This is a genomic window from Streptomyces sp. NPDC033178, from assembly GCF_055577685.1.
Genome location: NZ_JBVIPT010000008.1, coordinates 288,935 through 307,773 on the forward strand (window position 1 = coordinate 288,935; position 18,839 = coordinate 307,773).

The window sequence follows — 18,839 nt, forward strand, 5'->3', positions numbered from 1 at the left end:
TCCACCATTTGTCATGCCGCTGAGCAAATTCGGGATGACATGTTCGAGGGGTGAGGTATGTCTGGGCGCGTCAGCCGTAGAGCTGTTCTGGGGGCGGGGGTAGGGGCGGGGATCGGCGCGGGGGCCGGGTCGGTCGCGCTGTCCGCGTTGTCGGGTGCCGCGTGGGCGGCGGGGCCGAGGTCTGCGGGTCCGGCGCCCACGGATCCCGGCGCGTACATCTCCTTCTCGCCGGAGGTCGGGGCCTTTCCGCTGGTGGGCGCCCCGGTCGTGGTCAGTGATGACGACCACCCCGGAGTCGTACGGGTGGCAGGGGATCTGCGGGACGACATCGAGCGGGTCACGGGTGTGCGGCCGGGTTCGGCGGTGGCGCGGGAGGTCGTGCTCGTAGGGACGATCGGGCGCAGTCCGCTGATCGACGGGCTGGTCGCGGCCGGGAAGCTCGACGTCCGCGGGATCCGGGGCAAGTGGGAGACCTCGCTGCAGACCGTGGTCGAGCGGCCGATGCCCGGGGTGGAGCGGGCCTTCGTCGTCGCGGGCAGTGATCCGCGCGGCACGATCTTCGGGGTGTACGACGTCTCGTACGGGATCGGGGTCTCGCCCTGGTACTGGTGGGACGACGTGCGGCCGGTGCGGCGGAGTGAGGTGTACGTGCTGCCGGGGCGGTACAGCCAGGGAACGCCGGCGGTGAAGTACCGCGGGATCTTCATCAACGACGAGAACCCGGCGCTGGGGACGTGGGCGCCCGCGTTCTTCGGGCCGGGGAAAGCCCCTGGCCATCCCGGCGGCTTCAACGCGGACTTCTACGCCAGGGTCTTCGAGGTGCTGCTGCGGCTGAAGGCGAACTATCTGTGGCCGGCGGTGTGGGGGCGGGCCTTCGCCGAGGACGATCCCGAGAACCACGCGAGGGCGAAGGCGTACGGGATTGTCATGGGCACGTCCCATGAGGCGCCGATGATGCGGGGTATCGAGGAGTGGAACCGGCATGCGGTGCCGGCCGTGCGTGACAGTGCGGGGAATGTGGTGACGCCGGGTCGTGACCCGTACGGCGGTACCGGGGAGTGGTCGTACCGGCGCAACTCCGAGGCGATCAAGGCGTACTGGCGCGAGGGCGTGCGGCGCATGGTCGACCAGGACTTCGAGGGCGTCGTCACGCTCGGGATGCGCGGGAACGGTGACACGAGCCTGCCCGACGGTGACGGCATCGAGCTGATGCAGGAGATCATCGCGACGCAGAGATCGATCATCGAGGACGTCACCGGCCGTGCGGCCTCAGAGACCCCGCAGGTGTGGACGCTCTACAAGGAGGTCCAGCGGTACTGGGACCGCGGGCTGCGGGCGCCGGACGACGTGACCGTCGTGCTGACGGACGACAACTGGGGGAACATCCGCAAGCATCCGGATCCGGCGGAGGCGGTTCGGGGCGGTGGGTACGGGCTGTATTACCACTTCGACTACGTCGGCGTCGGCCGCAACTACAAGTGGGTGGACACCACTTCGCTGCCGAACATGTGGGACCAGCTCCACCAGGCGGTCGAGTACGGGAACCGGGAACTGTGGGTCACCAACGTCGGCGACTTGAAGGGGAACGAGCTGCCGACCGAGTTCTTCCTCAACTACGCCTGGGATCCTGGGCGTTGGCCGCTGGAGAGGCTGGGGGAGTGGGAGCGGAGGTATGCGCGGCAGAACTTCGGTGAGGGGTCTGCTTCCGAGATCGCGTCGGTGCTGGCGAGGTACGCGCAGCTCCAGTCGCGCCGCAAGCCGGAGTTGCTGAACCGCAGGATCACGCTGGTGGACGGGAAGGTCGTGTACGACGACCAGCAAACGCCCTTCTACTTCGGTCACCGTGAGCTGGAGAGGGTGACGGAGGAGTGGCGGCGGCTGGGGAAGGACGCGGAGCGGATCGGCCGACGGCTGCCGGCCGCGGACCAGGACGCGTGGTTCGAGCTCGTCGGGTACGAGGTGGCGGCGACGGCCAACCTGTACGGGCTGCGGGAAGCGGAGTTCACCAATCTGCTGTACGCGCGTCAGGGGCGGGCGGCGACGAATGACCTGGCGGCCGAGGCGGAGGACGGGTTGGCGCGGGACTTCGCCCTGGCCGAGCGCTTCAACTCCCGGGTGGCGGGCGGCAAATGGCGTGGCTTCCAGACGCAGCCGCACATCGGGTACGGGGATGTGGAGCGGTACGGGCCGAACGCGCCGTGGCAGCAGCCGGAGCGGGACAACGTGGCTTTGCCGGATGAGATCTTTCCGGCGGTGAAGCGGGTTGAGGTGCCGGTGGGGGCGGAGATGGGGGTGGCGGTGGATGGGGTGGAGTCGGGGGAGTGGTGGCCGGGGGTGGCGGATGAGTCGGCGGGTGCGGGTGCGCGTCCGGCTGCGCTGCCCGTTTTCAGCCCGTATCAGACCCGGCCCGACCAGTACATCGAGGTCTTCAACCGGGGGCGTACGGCCTTCGACTACCGGATCACGCCGTCGGTGCCGTGGATCAGGGTCGACCGTCCGCGGGGTCGGGTCGAGAAGCAGGTGCGGGCGGTGCTGACGGTGGACTGGGCCCGGGCTCCGCGGGGGCGTACGGAGGCGTCGGTGACCGTGGAGGGGGCGGGTGCGGTGGTGACGGTCGGGGTGGTTGCCGAGCAGCCGTCGGCGCGTGGGGTGAGTGGGGTGCGTGGACTGCGGGGGTTCGTCGAGGCGGGTGGGTACGTGGCCGTCGATGCCGAGCACTTCGAGCGCTCGGTGGGGACGTGGCGGCGTATCGACGGGATCGGGCGTACGGGGGCGGGGGTGACGCCCTGGCCGGTGACGGCTCCGCGGCGGACGCCCGGGGGCTCGTCTCCGCGGCTGGAGTACGAGGTGAGCCTGCTGTCCGCGGGGGAGGTCACGGTGTGGGCGTACCTGTCTCCGCGGAACCCGGCCTTGCCGACGGGCGGGCTGCGGTACGGGGTTTCGTTCGGCGGCGACGCCCCGCAGGTCGTCGACATCCACGCGGCCACGGGCGCCGATGACGGGCTGATGGACATCGAGTGGGCCCGCAACACATCGGACAACGTCAACCGCACGTCTACGCGCCACACGATCGGGGCTGCCGGGGTGCACCGGCTGAAGTTCTGGATGGTCGATCCGACGGTGGTGGTGCAGCGGCTGGTGATCGATACGGGTGGATTGACGCCGTCGTATCTGGGGCCGCTGGAGAGCTACCGCGTTCGTTGAACTGCGTTCGCTGAGGCGTACTCGTCGAGCCGTATTCATTGGAGGGACCGCACATGAAGAAGTTCCGCATGCCTGTTGTCGGGCTGCTCAGTGCGACGCTGCTGGTCACGGGCGTCACGGGCGTCACGGGCGTCACGGGCGCACAGACGGCTTCCGCGGATGAGGTGTCACCGGTTCCGCTGCGGGCGCTCGCCGAACGTGCCGACCTGCGGATCGGTACGGCCGTGGACATGGCGGCGCTGGGCGAGGACACGACGTACCGGCGGGCGACCGGGCGGGAGTTCAACTCCGTCACCGCCGAGAACGTCATGAAGTGGGAGGTCGTCGAGCCGACGCGGGGGACGTACGACTGGTCGGGGGCGGATGAATTGGTGCGCTTCGCGCGTGACCGGGGCCAGGTGGTGCGCGGCCACACGCTGGTGTGGCACAGCCAGTTGCCGGGGTGGCTGACGACGGGGGTGGCGGACGGTTCGATCGGAGCGGGGGAGTTGAGAGGCATCCTTCGGAAGCACGTCACCACGGAGGTCAAGCGGTACAAGGGCAGGATCCAGCAGTGGGACGTGGTGAACGAGGTCTTCGAGGAGGACGGTTCGCTGCGGAACTCGATCTGGCTGCAGAAGCTCGGACCGTCGTACATCGCCGACGCCTTCCGCTGGGCGCACGCGGCAGACCCGAAGGCGAAGCTCTTCCTCAACGACTACAACGTGGAGGGCGTCAACGCGAAGTCGACCGCCTACTACGAACTGGCGAAGCGGCTTCGGGCGGAGGGTGTTCCGGTGCAGGGCTTCGGGATCCAGGGGCACCTGGCCATCCAGTACGGCTTCCCGGGGGATGTGGCGGGGAACCTCGCGCGGTTCGAGCGCCTGGGGATGCAGACCGCCTTCACCGAGGTGGACGTACGGATGATCCTGCCCGCGGATGAGGAGAAGCTCGCCACGCAGGCGGCGTACTTCCGGGGGCTGCTGGATGCCTGCCTGGGGGCGCGGAGCTGCAGGTCCTTCACCGTGTGGGGGTTCACGGACAAGTACTCGTGGGTGCCGGGGGTCTTCGCGGGGCAGGGGGCGGCGACGCTGATGGGTGAGGACTTCGGGCGGAAGCCGGCGTACGGGGCTGTGGGGGAGGGGCTGGCGGAGGGGCGCTGACCTTGACCAGGGGCTGTGTCAGCCGGTGCCCTTGGGGTCGGATTTGGGCCGGTCCTTGTCCGCATAGCGCGGCAGGTTTTCCGTCGAGATCGTCCAGTCGCCGATGGTGACGTCCTCGCCGTAGACGAAGTCCTTGCGGGTCGCGTAGCGGGGGCCGTCGGGCGTGGAGTGGATGTCGGTCAGGACGGCACCTGTACCGGTGCGCGGATCGAAGACCGCGTAGATGGGAACACCGACCAGGGGATAGTCCCGTACTTTGCTCACCCAGTCGTTGTCCGGGTTGGAGTTGGACACGATCTCGACAGCTGCGAGGAGCGTGCGCGGATCGAAGGTCCCCTCGCCTTCCATGTCCGCCTCGGCGATCACCATCACATCAGGGCGCCGCATGATGCCTTCGGGCGCGTCCTCCACGTCGGGTTCGCCCGTATGAGCCACGATCTCCTCCGGCATCACCTGCTCAAGACGCTTCCGGAGGCGCAGCACGGTGAGCTCGTGCTGCTTCACGGGGGCCATCATGTCGTGGACGATCCCTTCCTTGGTGACCTCGAATTTGCCGGGAAGGGTGTCGTCCATGGACTGAACGAAGTCCCGCATGGCCCGGTACTGGTGGGAGGCGCCCTGCTGCGCGTCGTCCGGGGCGATGGTCATCGCGCTCGCTCCTCGTGCTCTGTGCCCAGGGGCAAGGATCGTCACGTTCATGCTAGGCGGCCTCCAGGAGATCGGATTGATCGAAGCGGCAGTCGCGGCAGCGGCGGCCGGGTTCAGGGGCGCGGAAGGCGCGGTCGCAGCCGTCGCAGTTCTGCAGGGGAAGCGGCGGGCGTACGGCTGCCCGGGTTGCCGGGGCTGCGGGGAGTGGGGGTGGGAGCAGTTCAGTGAGGCGGTGGGCCAGGAGGCCGGCCGGGTGGCGGAGGGAGGCCTCGGGGAGGCTCGCCGTCAGGGTGCGGCGTACGGCTTCGGGGGCGGCGCCGCGGTCCAGCCAGGCGGTGACGGCGGGGGCGAGGCGGCGTACGTCGCGCTCCGAGAGCAGCAGGCGGGAGTCGTCGCGGTGCAGGCTCGCGAGGAGGGTGGTGGCTGTGTGGTGGGCGGCTGAGTGGTGGGTGTGCGGTTCGGGGGTGGGGAGAGGGTTTTTGGGGTGGGGGTCTGGGGTGGGGCTCGGCGGAACCTTGGCGTCAGGCCGTACGGGGGTGGGAGTGGGGGCGGGCGCCGGGGCAGGGGTGAGCGTCGGCGTGGGAGCAGGCTTCGACTGGGGAGTTGCGGGTCGGGGGTCCTGGGCGTCGGCGTCCCTCGGCCGGTTGTACGACACCGTGTGTGTGACTACGCGGCCGCTCGGCAGGCGCTCGCGGGTGCGGGCGAGGTAGCCGTGCGCCTCCAACTCCCGTAGCGCCGCGGCGATTCTCGTCTCGCCCTCGGGGAAGCGGGCCGCGAGCGTCTTGATGTCGGCGCGGGCACCGGTGGGCAGCGACTGGATGTGGACGGCGAGCCCGATCGCGAGCCCCGACAGCTGCGGGTGCTGGGCGAGGTGGTTGCCGATCACCGTGAAGCGGGTGGTGTGGCGGACGTTGATATGGGTGATGCCCCGCGGAATCCGGGGCTGGGCGCACGGGGGCGCGCTAGGGTTCTGCTTATCCATCAGGAAGCGGCTTTCTTCCTCGGTGGTCAGGCCCTCGATCGGGATTGCAGTCCCGGACGAGGGCCGTCGCATGTTCTCAAGTTGTGGGGGTTGGTTGTTCTGTTTGTCGCGGGGCGAGCATATGCCCGCCAACCGGACGGAAATCCAGCTGAGTTGGGGATTGTCACCCTTGTGGGCGACGCGGCCGCGCGGTGCTGACGAGGTGCTGGCGCGGAGGGTCGGGTTGGGTTTGGTGGGGTTCTCTCCCGAAGTTCTTTGAAGAGCTTTGATGTCGTGCGGGACCGGTCTGCCATTTACCGGGACGGGAAGTTCCGGGGCTCGGTGGCGGCGGGACCGATCTCGGCCCAGACCGTTTTGCGTGGGGGTGGGCCGGGGATCACGCCCCAGCGGTCGGCCAGTGCCTCGACGATGACAAGGCCGCGTCCCGACTCAGCTGTGGGCGTGAGGTGTTGGGGGCGCGGGACCGGTCGGTCGCCACGGGTGTCGGTCACCTCGATACGCAGGGTGCCGCCGATCACGTACAGCGTGAGCCGGAAGTCTCGACCCGCCACGCGGCCGTGGGTCGCCGCGTTGTTCGCCAGCTCGGCCACGATGTGGCTCGCTGTCTCCAGTGGGAGCCCCCAGGTGCGGAGTTGCTCTGTCGCGAGGAGGCGGGCCAGGCGGGCGCCGCGTGGTGTGGGGGAGAGGAGCACGCTGAAGTTGCGGACGGTGCGGTGCGGTGGGCGGCCGGTCTCCGATCCGAGGCAGCTCCGGGTCCTTGAGCTGCGATATGGCATCATCCGGGCCCAGGCCCCGCCGCCTGGTCGTCGTTCGTGGCGCCCCTGTCGACGGCTCAGTAGAACGGGGCTGGTCACCCCGAGGCCAGCTGTTCCGCTATCTCCTGGATCCAATCGCCGGTCTTCGCCGGGTCGTTGAGGGTCTCAACCCACGCTTCCGGCTCCAGCTTGTGCTTGGCGGGGCCGGATTTGAGAGCGATGAGCAGGGATCTGGCGGACTCCCGCATCTCGGCCGTCGTGCTGCCGCTCCCGGAGATGTCGGGACCTGCCGCCAGGGCGTAGATCTCGCGCGCCATGGCCTGGCGTTCGCCCTTCGACACCTTCTTCCAGAACTTCAGGGCATGCTGCAGTGACTCCTTGCGGGACGCGGCCTCCGCGGGGGTCTCGCCCTTCGGCGCCCAGCGCTCGGGATGGTGGACCTCTTCGTAGCGCTTCGTGGCGGCGCGGAGCGCCTTGTACATGGTGACGCCGAGGACGAGGCCGGCTCCGGCCCCGGCGAGGCCCCAGCCGACCGGGTTGCTCGCGAGTCCGACCGTTCCCGCCGCGACCGCCGTCACGATGCCGGCTGCGGCCTTGGTGGACTCGCCCCCGCCGCTGACCGTCTCCTTGCCCATCTTGGTGAGCTGCTTCTTCTTCGCGTACCCCTGCACGGTGCTCAGCTTTTCCACGTCTCGTTCGGCGTGCTGGAGGGTCTCGGCGGCGTCACGGGCTTCGCCCATCGCCTCCCAGGCGGCGTCGATGGCCTCGGAGACGAGCTCCAGCCGTTCCGGGCCGTCGTGGGCCCAGTAGGCGTCCAGTGCGACGTAGGCCTCCGCGGCGGCCCAGCCGGCCTGCTCCCGCGACTCGTTCAGCCGGGCCAGTGACCCGGCCTGGACGACGTGGGGGTCTCCCAGCTTCTTGATCTGCCGGTACTTGCCGGCCGCTCCGCCGACGCGGAAGGCGGACCGCATGCCCTTGATCGCGCCGATGGAGGCGCTGGCGATACCGCTCGCCTCGGACGCCACCGCGGCGTCCGCCGCCTTCTGGACCTTGGTCACCTCCTTGGCGATGGCGGCGCTGTAGCTTCCCGAGTTGGCGGCGCCGACAACCGCGTCGGCCCCCTTGGTCTTGGCCTTCTTTTTCGCCGTGTGGTGGTTGGCCCCGGTCTCGTGCTTCTTTGCGTCCTTCATGTTCTTGTACGCGTCCATGCCACTGACCACGGTGCCGGCGGCCTCCGTGAGGAGGTTCCCCGACGCCGCGGAGGTCCCCGAGGCTGCGGTGGAGTGCTTGAGGCCCTCATTGGCCGAGACGGCGGCCTGCTGGGTGAAGGCCGCGTTGGTGGGGGTCTGGAAGCCCTTGATGAAGGTGTCGATGGGTTCGAGATTCTTCTTGAACCTGTCGAGGAGCGCGGCGATCCGGTCGCGATAGTTCTTCTTCGCTCCGGCGGACGCGCCGCCGTTCTCCGCCGCTCTGTCACTCTCGGTGTCCCGGGCGGGGTCTCGGGCGGTGTCCCGGGCGCGCTGCACCGCCGCGGTCGTGGCCCGGTTGCCGGCGCGGGACTGCATCGCGAGGAGAGCGTGCTCCGTCGAGCGTGCGGACGTACTCCCGGTCCGGCTCCCTTCCCGACGCTGCTGGGCCGACGTCAGGACGGCCGCAGACTGCCGTGTCGAGGCGCGGTGGATCGGGGTGCTCATGGATGGGCCTCTCCTGTACCGGACCGGGCGAGGCGAGGGTAGCCACTCCTGGCAAACAGAAGGGGAGCGGCGGGGAAACTCCTCGCGGATGCTGTGGGGCGCGTGCGGTGGGTTGCTCGGGCCGAGTACGCCGGCCGGCGGGGAGTTCGTGTTCACTGCGGCCACGACAAGGAGGCAGCGATGCTTGAAGGAGTGCTGATCGCCGAGAGTCAGCGGGCGGACGCTCCGTCGGAGTCCCTGAACAGCAACTCGACTGGCCTCGACTGGCAGGCCTGACCTCGGGATCCGAACTGTTCTTGCATGCGAGGGACGCCGTCGCCTAGTAAATTCGCTGCCGCGTACGGTTTCGTACGGGGCGGTTGTGACGGGGGTTGCGGCGTGGCGGGGTATCGGCCGACGGACTGGCATGTGCTGGACCTGGACAAGGATCCGACACCGGGGGATCCGGTCCGGGTGAAGTCGTTGGCGAAGAGCCTGCACGACTTCGCGGACGATGTGCAGGACGCACTTCGCCTTGTGCAGGGGATGGCGGGTGAGGATGCGGTCCTGTCGATGGTGGGCAAGACGGCTGAGGTGTTCCGGGACGAGTTCTCGGGTGTGCCGAAGAACCTGAAGAAGCTGAAGAAGTCGTACGACCTGGCCGGGGATGCGCTGGCGGCGTACTGGCCGCAGTTGGAACGTGCGCAGGCCCTCGCGGACAAGGCCCTTGCCCAGGGGCGTGAAGCCCAGGCCGATCTCTCCTCCGCCAAGTCCCGTCTCGCCTCCGCCGATTCGTGGGTGACACGCGCGAACAAGGAGGCGGACAAGTACAAGGAGGACAAGGACGCGGGCAAGGATGTCCCGAAGCCGGACGAGTCCAAGGTCCGTGCCGCGACGAGGGATGCGCAGAGTGCGGAGTCCGCGCAGACGTCCGCCCAGTCGGATGTCACCTCCGCCTCCAACGCCCTCGATGCCGCGAAGAAGATGGCCGCGGATGCGCGCAAGATGCGTGAGGACGCGGCCGGTGAGGCGAAGCGGAAGCTGGACGAAGCCTCCGACGCGGGGATTCAGAACCGCAAGTGGTACGAGGAGGTCGGCGACTGGTTCACCGACAACTGGGACACGATCGTCGCGGTCTGCAAGGTCGTCGTGGCTGTGCTCGGGGTCATCGCCCTGATCATCGGTGGGCCGATCCTGGGCGCGATCGTCCTCATTGCCGCGCTCGTCGTCCTCGCCGACACCCTCAACAAATATATGAAGGGCCAGGCCTCCCTGTTGGATGTGGCCTTCGCGGCGCTGGACTGCATCCCGGGTATGAAGGGCCTGACCAGCCTCGGCGGCCTCGCCAAGGGGTTGAAATCCCTGGGCAAGGTGGGCCTCAAGGGCATGGCCATGGGCCTCAAGGGCCTCGGTCCGCGTGTGCAGGGGCTCGGACGTCAGATGAAGAACCTCTTCACCTGCGGTGATCCGATCGACATGGCCACCGGCCAGATGGTGATGTCGATACCGGACGTCTCGTTGCCCGGCGTCCTGCCCCTTGTCGTCGAACGCAGCCACCGCACCGGCGTGAAGGCCGGGCGCTGGTTCGGAGCCGGCTGGACATCGACCCTGGACCAGCGGCTCCTGGCCGATGACGAGGGCATCCGGTTCATCGCGGACGACGGCACCGTGCTGTACTACGCCGTTCCGGAAGCCGCCGAGCCGGCGCAGCCGATCGTCGGCCCCAGCTGGCCATTGAGCTGGGACGGCACCCCCGACGGCGAGATCACGGTGTGGCGGCCGGACAACGGCACGACGCTGCGGTTCAAGCGAATACCGAGCGGCGGGGCGGGCGAACTGCTGCTGGCCGGCATCGAAGACCGCAACGGCAACACCATCGATGTCCGGTACGCCCCCGACGGCTCCCCGGAAGAGCTGATTCACCACTCCGGCTACCGGCTCGGAATCACCACGGCTTCGAACCGCATCACCGCCCTCACCTTGCTCAGCGCTCCCGGCCGGCCGCGCCTCATGGCCTACGAGTACGACGAGCAGGGCCGCCTCACCGGTGTCAGCGACTCGTCCTCGGTGCCCCAGCGCTACAGCTACGACGACCGGCAGCGGATCACGGGCTGGCAGAGCAGACAGGGCGACTGGTACCGCTACGCGTACGACGACGTCGACCGGTGTGTTCGCTCGGGTGGTGCGGACGGAGTCCTCGCCTACTCCTACGCGTACGACGACGAAACGCGCACCACCGTCGCGACCGACTCCCTCGGGCATTCCCTGGCGTACAGCTTCGACGAGGCATACCGGCCCGTCAGCGAGACCGATCCTCTCGGCCACACCACGTCGCGCACCTGGGACGATCGCGGCCGACTGGTCGCCCTCACCGACCCGCTCGGGCGTACCACCCGCTACAGCCATGACGTGGCGGGCAATGTCACGGAAGTCGTCCGCCCCGACGCGGGTGTCATCACCACCGAGTACAACGAACTCGATCTGGTCACCAAGGTGACGCAACCGGACGGCAGTTCATGGGAGTCGGTCTACGACGAGCGCGGCAACCGCGTGGCCGTCGTCGACCCGCTCGGTGCCACCACCTCCTTCACGTTCGACGAGCGCGGTGGTCTCACCGGCGTCATGGACGCGCTCGGCCACCAGCAGCAGACCGTCGTCAACGACGAGGCCGGCCTGGTCGTCGGCATGACGGACGCGTTGGGCGCGAGCAGTTCCTTCGTCCGGGACGCCTTCGGCCGGATCAACGAACTCACCGATCCTCTCGGGGGAGTCACCAGGGTCGGCTGGACGGTGGAGGGCCAGATCTCCTGGCGTGAGCTTCCGAACGGGACCACCGAGCGCTGGTCGTACGACGCCGAGGGCAATCCCCTGGAGTACTCGTCGTCGACAGGCCGCCACACCACGTACGAAAACACTCACTTCGACCTCTGCTCCGTGCGCGAGAACGAGGACGGGACGCTGGAGCGGTTCGAGTACGACACCGAACTTCGGCTGAGAAGCGTCACCAACGGAGCCGGGCAGGTCTGGAGCTACGAGTACGACCCAGTGGGCCGGTTGACGTCCGAGACGGACTTCAACGGCCGCAGACTGACCTACTGCTACGACGCGGTGGGCCGACTGGTCGAGCGTGTCAACGGAGCGGGACAGGTCACGGCGTTCAGCCATGACTCGCTCGGCAACGTCGTGACCATGGACGCCGACGGCGCGACGACGACGTACGCCTACGACCCGCTCGGCAGGCTCGTTCAGGCGCGGAACACCGATGTCGATCTCGGTATCGAGCGCGATGCGACGGGGCGGATCCTGGGGGAGCGGTGGAACGGGCAGGAGGTCCGCACCGAGTACGACATCGCCGGGCGCCGCACCCTTCGGAGGACGCCGAGCGGCGCGGTCACGCGCTGGACGTACGCGCCCGAGCGGCGTTCGCTGGTGCAGCGGCTCGGGCGGCACGACGTCACCTTCCAGTACGACGTCGTGGGACGCGAGATCGAGCGGGCACTCGGCGATGCGGCACGTCTGACCCATGACTGGGACGCGGACCGTCTGCGGACGACGCAGCAGGTGCGCTCGTCGGGCTCGGGCGAAGTGGTACGGCGTACGTACCAGCACAGTGTCGACGGCGGCCTTGTCGGGATGTCCGACCTCCGCCAGGGCGAGCGGTCCTTCGAGCTGGATCGGGCGGGGCGGGTGACCGCCGCGCGGGGCGGCGCCGGCTGGGACGAAACCTATCGGTACGACGGCCTCGGCAATCTCGTCGCCTTCGGTACGTCCGCGCCGGTGGACGACACCGAGACAGGCCCTGGGGACCGGACGTATTCGGGCACCCTCATCGACCGGGCGGGTCGTACGTTCTACCGGCACGACGGTCAGGGCCGGGTGGTCCGGCGGGTCACGAAGCTACTGTCCGGCGGCAGGCGTGAGTGGCGTTATGTGTGGAACGCCGAGGACCAGCTCACGGACGTCCGCACGCCGGACGGCGGCCACTGGCACTACGTCTACGATCCGCTCGGCCGGCGTGTGGCGAAGCAACTGCTCGGGGACGACGGCACGACCGTTGTCGAGCAGATCACCTTCTTCTGGGACGGTGACCGGCTCGCGGAGCAGACGGACGGGGTCGTCAGTACGTCGTGGGACTGGGGCAGCGGAACGACACCGGTCGGCCAGCGGGTCCGTGGCCGCGGACCGGTGGGGCCGGATTCGCCACAGGAAGAGATCGACGAGCGCTTCTACGCGATCGTCACCGACCTCATCGGAACGCCGACGGAACTGGTCGACGAGGACGGAGACGTCGTCTGGACGCGGTCGTCGACGCTGTGGGGCGTTCCAGCCGGTCCGGCCGGTCCGGCCGGTGGTGACCGCGCCGACTGCCCGCTGCGTTTCCCGGGCCAGTATTTCGACGCGGAAACCGGGCTGCACTACAACCATCACCGCTACTACGAGCCCGGCACGGCACGCTATTTGAGTCCCGATCCGCTGGGGCGCACACCCGCGCCGAATCACTACGCTTATGTGAAGAATCCCCTGCAGTGGATGGACCCCCTGGGGCTCAAGGCGCCGTGCATGGTGGATCTCTATCATGGAACTTTCGGGGGTGCCGCGGACAGCATTGTCAATGACGGAATCAATCTCGCGGTCAGTAATCGCAAGATGGACTTCGGCAGGGGAGGTTTCTATGTGACGAATGATCCCCGGCAGGCGCTCACCTGGGCCAAGAGGCTGGCCGATGACAGGGGTGATGTCCCTGCCGTACTACACTTCAGAGTTCCGAAGAGTGAAATGGACAAGTTGAACGGCAAGATATTCGATGGTCCGAGTGATGAACTCGCTTCCTTCATGAAGCACCACCGCAGCGGGGGCGCCATGCATAACTATGAGCTCGTGGAGGGGCCCATGCTGAGAAATCCCGGAAGCTTTGTAAGGGGCAAAGCCGACCCTGTGTTCTCAGGCCATCAGGTAGCGATCTATTCGGACCGGGCGGCAGAACTCTTCAATAATTCATTCCACCAAAGGTTTGGGCCGGCATCATGAGAACCGAAGAGTTCCTGACTCGACTCGATGGCGAGATGCTCGACTATTTTCGAGAAATGGTGGACGTGCTGGTCGAACACTTCGGAATCTCCAGAGCCGAGGCCGTGGCGAGGATTAATGAGAGGTATGCCGACGAGGAGATCAGCGGTATGAACCAGGACCTTATGTGTCATGAGTTCCCGGAATTCTGGGCCTACCATCTCTACTTCAAGGCGACACGTGACGCGCAACCGCTTCCCTCGGGTGATCCGGATGTGGACGGTGACCTCTCGGAGTGGGAGGTTCGCCCACCGCCACCCAGAGAGTCTCGCTTCTGGACCCTCAAAGACGAGTAGGGTCGCTGACGTCGTGACCGCAGAATTTCTTGTGAAGCTCGACGAAGGAATGCTCGAATATCTTCGTGAGATGGCGGGCGAGATGACGGAGCGTTTCGGGATTTCCCGTGCTGAGGCAGTGGCGAGGATCAACGACAGGTACGGAAACCTGGAGATCTCCCCGTACCCCGATCTCATGTGCCACGAGCTGCCGGAATTCTGGGCCTATGGCGCGTACTACCACGCCGACGAAGAAGGCCGCCTGCCGACGGGGGACGAGGACGAGGACGCGGACATCGACTTCACGAAGCTGTCGATCCGCCCGCTGCCGCCCAGGGACTCGCCGGTGTGGACTCTCAAGGACGAGTAGGTCGGACGAGGTGGTGGCTGCTGGGCGTGGTGCGATGTGATCTTCACGTCGAACGCCAGTGCCTAGTAACTTCACTTGTGCGTATGTGTGGTTGACGGGGTTGGCGTGACGGGGGTTGCGGCGTGGCGGGGTATCGGCCGACGGACTGGCATGTGCTGGATCTGGAGAAGGATCCGACGCCGGGGGATCCGGTCCGGGTGAAGTCGTTGGCGAAGAGCCTGCACGACTTCGCGGATGACGTGCAGGACGCCCTGCGCCTGGTGAAGGGGATGGCGGACGAGGATGCCGTCCTGACGATGGTGGGCAAGACCGCCGATGTGTTCCGGGACGAGTTCTCCGGTGTTCCGAAGAACCTGAAGAAGCTGAAGAAGTCGTACGACCTGGCGGGGGATGCGCTGGCGGCGTACTGGCCGCAGTTGGAACGTGCGCAGGCCCTCGCGGACAAGGCCCTTGCCCAGGGGCGGGAGGCGCAGGCCGATCTCTCCTCGGCCAAGTCCCGTCTCTCCTCGGCCGATTCGTGGGTGACACGCGCGAACAAGGAGGCGGACAAGTACAAGGACGACCCGGGGTCGGCGGGCAAGGATGTCCCCAAGCCGGACGAGTCCAAGGTCCGTGCCGCCACCCGGGACGCGCAGAGCGCCGAGTCCGCCCACACCTCCGCCCAGTCGGACGTCACCACCGCGCAGAACGCCCTCGACGCCGCGAAGAAGATGGCCGCGGACGCGCGGAAGATGCGCGAGGACGCCGCCGGCGAGGCCAAGCGGAAGCTCGACGAGGCGTCCGACGCGGGGATCCAGAACCGTAAGTGGTACGAGGAGGTCGGGGACTGGTTCGTCGACAACTGGGACACCATCGTCGCGGTCTGCAAGGTCGTCGTCGCGGTGCTGGGCATCATCGCCCTGATCATCGGCGGGCCGATCCTGGGCGCGATCGTCCTCATCGCCGCGCTCGTGGTCCTGGCGGACACCCTCAACAAATACATGAAGGGCCAGGCATCTCTATGGGATGTGGCCTTCGCCGCGCTGGACTGCATACCCGGCATGAAGGGGCTGACCACTCTTGGCGGGCTGGCCAAGGGGCTCAAGGGCCTGAATGGGCTCAAGGCCGGGATGAAGGGCATGGCCGCAGGTCTGCGAGGGCTCGGCAAGTCGGCGCGTGGGGCCCTCGCGGACGGTGCCAAGGGCGCCTACAACCGTCTCAAAAGTGTGGTCAGTTCCAAGGGCAGTGACCCGGTGGACATGGCGACCGGCGCGATGTTCCTCCCGCAGACCGACCTCACCCTGCCCGGTGTCCTGCCGCTGACCTTCACCCGTCGGGTCGCCTCTACCTACCGCACCGGCTGGTGGTTCGGCCCCAACTGGGCTTCCACCATCGACCAGCGCCTCGAAGTCGACGACGACGGAATCGTGTTCGTCACCGAGGACGGCCTGCTGCTCGTCTATCCCCACCCCACCGGCCCGGACACCCCGGTCCTGCCCGAGGCCGGACCCCGCCGGCCCCTCACCCGGGGAGACGACGGCGCGTATCGCCTCGACGATCCGCTCACGGGTCACGCCCGCCATTTCGCTCCTCCCCATGACGGCATCGCTCTGCTCACCCGTATCGCCGACCGCAACGGCAACGCGATCACCTTCGACTACGACGAACACGGCGCCCCTCTCGCCGTCCGCCACTCCGGCGGCTACCACCTCAGACTCACCACCGGCGAAGGCCGGGTCACTTCCCTGGTGCTGGCCGACGCCGCCGAAGACGGCTCCGACGTCACCATCAGGACGTACGGCTACACCGATGGGGCCTTGACCGCGGTCACCAACGCAACCGGTCACACGCTGAACTTCACGTGCGACGAGCGTTTTCGCATCACCTCGTGGACCGACAGCAACGATCGCAGTTACACCTACTCCTATGACGACCGGGACCGTTGCGTCGCCGAGGGCGGCGAGGCGGGTCACCTCACCATCGCCCTGGACTACGACGGAACCGACCCCGCCTGGCCCGAGTGCCGCGTCACGACCCTCACCACCGCCGAAGGAGCCGTCTCCCGCTTCGTCGTGAACACCGAGTGCCAGGTCGTCGCCGAGGTCGATCCCCTGGGTGGCATCGTCCGCACCGCGTACGACGGCCATCACCACCTGGTCTCGCGGACCGACGAACTCGGCCGGATCACACGCTTCGCCAGCGACGTCTACGGCCGTCCCACCGAGATGACGCGCCCGGACGGCCGTACCGTCCGGGCCGAGTACAACGAACTCGGGCTGCCGGTGAAGACCGTGAGCACCGACGGCACCGTCCGGCATCAGACGTACGACGCGCGCGGCAACCGTACGACGGTCGTGGATCCGGCGGGTCTGACCACGCACTTCACGTACGACGGGACGGGCGGTCTCGCCTCGGTCACCGATCCGGTGGGCAGCACCACGACGGTGCGCTGCGATTCCGCCGGACTCCCTCTGACGGTCAGGAACCCGCTCGGCGCGGTGATCAGCTGCGCGCGGGACGCCTTCGGCCGACCCACCGCGATCACGGACGCCACGGGTGCCACGACCCGTCTGGAGTGGACGGCCGAGGGACACCTGGCACGCCGGACCGCTCCGGACGGCTCAGTGGAGTCCTGGTCGTACGACGGAGAGGGAAACCGCACCGCCCACACGGACGCGGCGGGTGCCGTCTCGCGGTACGAGTACACCCATTTCGATCTTCTGGCCGCACGCACCGGACCCGACGGGGTGCGCCACGAGTTCGCGCACGACTCCGGACTGCGTCTCACCCAGGTGACGAACCCCCAGGGCCTGACCTGGAATTACACGTACGACCCGGCGGGCCGGCTGATATCCGAAACGGACTTCGACGACCGTGCCCTGATCTACACCCACGACAAGGCGGGCCGCCTGCGTTCCCGCACGAACGCCCTTGGCCAGACGATCAGTTACGAGCGCGATGTGCTCGGCCAGGTCATCCGCAAGGACGTGGACGGCAGCGTCACGACGTTCGCCTACGACCTGACCGACCAGCTTTCGCACGTCATCAGCCCCGACACCACCCTCACTCTCCTCCGTGACGAGTTCGGTCGGCTGCGGACCGAGACGGTGGGCGGGCGGACCCTCACCTACACGTACGACGACGACCTGGGCCGCCGCACCGGACGTACTACGCCCTCGGGAGCCCGGAGCACCTGGCGCTACGACGAGGCAGGCCGCCGGACCCACTTGACCTCGTCGGGCCGCACCGTCGAGTTCGGCTACGATCCCGCCGGCCGCGAACTGACCCGTCACACGGGTGACTTCGCGACTCTCCTCCACAGCTTTGACGACGTGGGTCGCCTCACGGCCCAGTCGGTGACCGCGGCGGACGGACGATTCGTACAGGAGCGGGCGTACACCTACCGCGCCGACGGCCACCTCACCGGCGTCGACGACCGGCTGGCCGGCGCCCGCCATTTCGATCTGGACGCCGCGGGCCGGGTCACCGCGGTCCACGCGGCGAACTGGACGGAGACATACGCGTACGACGAGGCGGGCAACCAGGCCGATGCCGCCTGGCCGGCCACCCACCCCGGCCACGAGGCCACAGGGCCCCGCGCATACGCCGGCACCCGGATCACGCGCGCCGGACAGGTCCGCTACGAACACGACGCGCTGGGCCGCGTCACTCTGCGGCAGAAGACGCGACTGTCCCGCAAGCCCGACACCTGGCGCTACATCTGGGACGCCGAGGACCGGCTGACGTCGGCCGTCACTCCGGACGGCACACTGTGGCGCTACACCTACGACCCGATGGGCCGTCGCACGTCCAAGCTGCGCATGGCCGCCGACGGCGAAACGGTCGTCGAGCGCACGGACTTCACGTGGGACGGCACGACGCTCTGCGAACAGACCACCACCGGTCCGCACCTGCCGAACCCGGTCACGCTCACCTGGGACCACCAGGGGCTCCACCCGATCACTCAGACGGAACGTATCTCCGCGGCCCACGCTCCACAGGAAGAGATCGACTCGCGCTTCTTCGCCATCGTCACGGATCTCGTCGGCACGCCGAGCGAGCTCGTCGACGAGGCGGGAGAGATAGCGTGGAGGGCACGGAGCACCTTGTGGGGCCGCACAGCCTGGTCGGCCGGCTCCAAGACATACACACCGCTCCGATTTCCCGGGCAGTACTTCGACCCCGAGACCGAACTCCATTACAACTACTTCCGGCACTACGACCCCGAAACGGCCCGGTACCTCTCACTCGACCCGCTGGGTCTCGAACCCGCGCCGAATCCTGTCGCCTATGTCAGCACACCGCACACACGGTCCGACAGCCTGGGACTGGCTCCCGACTACCACGAGTTCTTCACCGTGCAGGACGCCGAGAACGCCACCCGCCTGCGCGGAGACGGTACGCCGTGGCCCACTGCGGAGAACCGGGGTCACTACGGCGAAGGGGTCTACTCGTGGGGGTCGAGAGCCGAGGCCGACCGCTATGCCGATCGTCTTCGTGGGCGTGGAGCCGAGGTCGAGGTCATGCCGTTCAGGGTCAGCGCGAGCGACTTCGAGAACATGAAGAAAATAGACCTTCACGAGATCGGTGAGGACGCCGCGACGGAATTCGCTAATAAACACAGCCGTCTCTGGGGGGATGGGGCGCCGCATGACTATGACTATGTGCGGGCCCCCACCGGATTGGGTCCTGAGAACATCTTCAGTAAATCAGTTTTCCATCTCTTGAAATTCTAGAGTCGAGA

General features: G+C 67.8%; 10 protein-coding genes. 6 read left to right on the forward strand and 4 right to left on the reverse strand.

Features of this window, described 5'->3' with window-relative positions; all coding sequences use genetic code 11:
• Window positions 1–57 precede the first annotated feature (57 nt).
• The gene (locus ACZ5VQ_RS21965) at window positions 58–3,204 is read left to right on the forward strand and encodes a glycosyl hydrolase 115 family protein (RefSeq protein ID WP_469106348.1); all 3,147 of its coding nucleotides are present in this window, start codon (window positions 58–60) and stop codon (window positions 3,202–3,204) included.
• A gap of 53 nt (window positions 3,205–3,257) precedes the next feature.
• The gene (locus ACZ5VQ_RS21970) at window positions 3,258–4,346 is read left to right on the forward strand and encodes an endo-1,4-beta-xylanase (protein WP_469106349.1); all 1,089 of its coding nucleotides are present in this window, start codon (window positions 3,258–3,260) and stop codon (window positions 4,344–4,346) included.
• Between the two features lie 18 nt (window positions 4,347–4,364).
• On the opposite strand, the gene ACZ5VQ_RS21975 is transcribed toward ACZ5VQ_RS21970, so the two are convergent.
• The 4 genes from ACZ5VQ_RS21975 to ACZ5VQ_RS21990 all read right to left on the reverse strand — a co-directional run bounded on the left by ACZ5VQ_RS21975 (window position 4,365) and on the right by ACZ5VQ_RS21990 (window position 8,425).
• Window positions 4,365–4,994: a Uma2 family endonuclease gene (locus ACZ5VQ_RS21975; RefSeq protein WP_469106350.1), complete on the reverse strand. Its 630-nt coding sequence runs from the start codon at window positions 4,992–4,994 to the stop codon at window positions 4,365–4,367.
• A 52-nt stretch (window positions 4,995–5,046) separates the two neighbouring features.
• Window positions 5,047–5,976, reverse strand: coding sequence for a helix-turn-helix domain-containing protein (locus tag ACZ5VQ_RS21980; protein ID WP_469106351.1), 930 nt, complete (start codon window positions 5,974–5,976; stop codon window positions 5,047–5,049).
• A gap of 293 nt (window positions 5,977–6,269) precedes the next feature.
• Complete coding sequence (locus ACZ5VQ_RS21985; protein WP_469106352.1) at window positions 6,270–6,668, reverse strand: ATP-binding protein; 399 nt, start codon at window positions 6,666–6,668, stop codon at window positions 6,270–6,272.
• Window positions 6,669–6,826: 158 nt separating this feature from the next.
• Window positions 6,827–8,425 (reverse strand): hypothetical protein, encoded by a 1,599-nt coding sequence (locus tag ACZ5VQ_RS21990; protein WP_469106353.1) that lies wholly within the window; start codon window positions 8,423–8,425, stop codon window positions 6,827–6,829.
• A 378-nt stretch (window positions 8,426–8,803) separates the two neighbouring features.
• Between ACZ5VQ_RS21990 and ACZ5VQ_RS21995 the strand changes: the two genes are divergently transcribed.
• The 4 genes from ACZ5VQ_RS21995 to ACZ5VQ_RS22010 all read left to right on the forward strand — a co-directional run bounded on the left by ACZ5VQ_RS21995 (window position 8,804) and on the right by ACZ5VQ_RS22010 (window position 18,831).
• Window positions 8,804–13,432 (forward strand): RHS repeat-associated core domain-containing protein, encoded by a 4,629-nt coding sequence (locus ACZ5VQ_RS21995; RefSeq protein WP_469106354.1) that lies wholly within the window; start codon window positions 8,804–8,806, stop codon window positions 13,430–13,432.
• A complete protein-coding gene (locus tag ACZ5VQ_RS22000) occupies window positions 13,429–13,767 on the forward strand; it encodes a hypothetical protein (protein WP_469106355.1) in 339 nt (112 codons plus the stop codon). Before ACZ5VQ_RS21995 ends, ACZ5VQ_RS22000 begins: the two co-directional genes overlap by 4 nt.
• A gap of 13 nt (window positions 13,768–13,780) precedes the next feature.
• Window positions 13,781–14,116, forward strand: coding sequence for a hypothetical protein (locus ACZ5VQ_RS22005; protein ID WP_469106356.1), 336 nt, complete (start codon window positions 13,781–13,783; stop codon window positions 14,114–14,116).
• 122 nt (window positions 14,117–14,238) lie between these two features.
• Window positions 14,239–18,831: a DUF6531 domain-containing protein gene (locus ACZ5VQ_RS22010; RefSeq protein ID WP_469106357.1), complete on the forward strand. Its 4,593-nt coding sequence runs from the start codon at window positions 14,239–14,241 to the stop codon at window positions 18,829–18,831.
• Window positions 18,832–18,839 lie beyond the last annotated feature (8 nt).

Coding starts and splice junctions, on each gene's coding strand:
- ACZ5VQ_RS21965 (WP_469106348.1), top strand. CDS start 58: ATGTCTGGGCGCGTCAGCCGTAGAGCTGTTCTGGGGGCGGGGGTAGGG.
- ACZ5VQ_RS21970 (WP_469106349.1), top strand. CDS start 3,258: ATGAAGAAGTTCCGCATGCCTGTTGTCGGGCTGCTCAGTGCGACGCTG.
- ACZ5VQ_RS21975 (WP_469106350.1), bottom strand. CDS start 4,994: ATGACCATCGCCCCGGACGACGCGCAGCAGGGCGCCTCCCACCAGTAC.
- ACZ5VQ_RS21980 (WP_469106351.1), bottom strand. CDS start 5,976: ATGGATAAGCAGAACCCTAGCGCGCCCCCGTGCGCCCAGCCCCGGATT.
- ACZ5VQ_RS21990 (WP_469106353.1), bottom strand. CDS start 8,425: ATGAGCACCCCGATCCACCGCGCCTCGACACGGCAGTCTGCGGCCGTC.
- ACZ5VQ_RS22000 (WP_469106355.1), top strand. CDS start 13,429: ATGAGAACCGAAGAGTTCCTGACTCGACTCGATGGCGAGATGCTCGAC.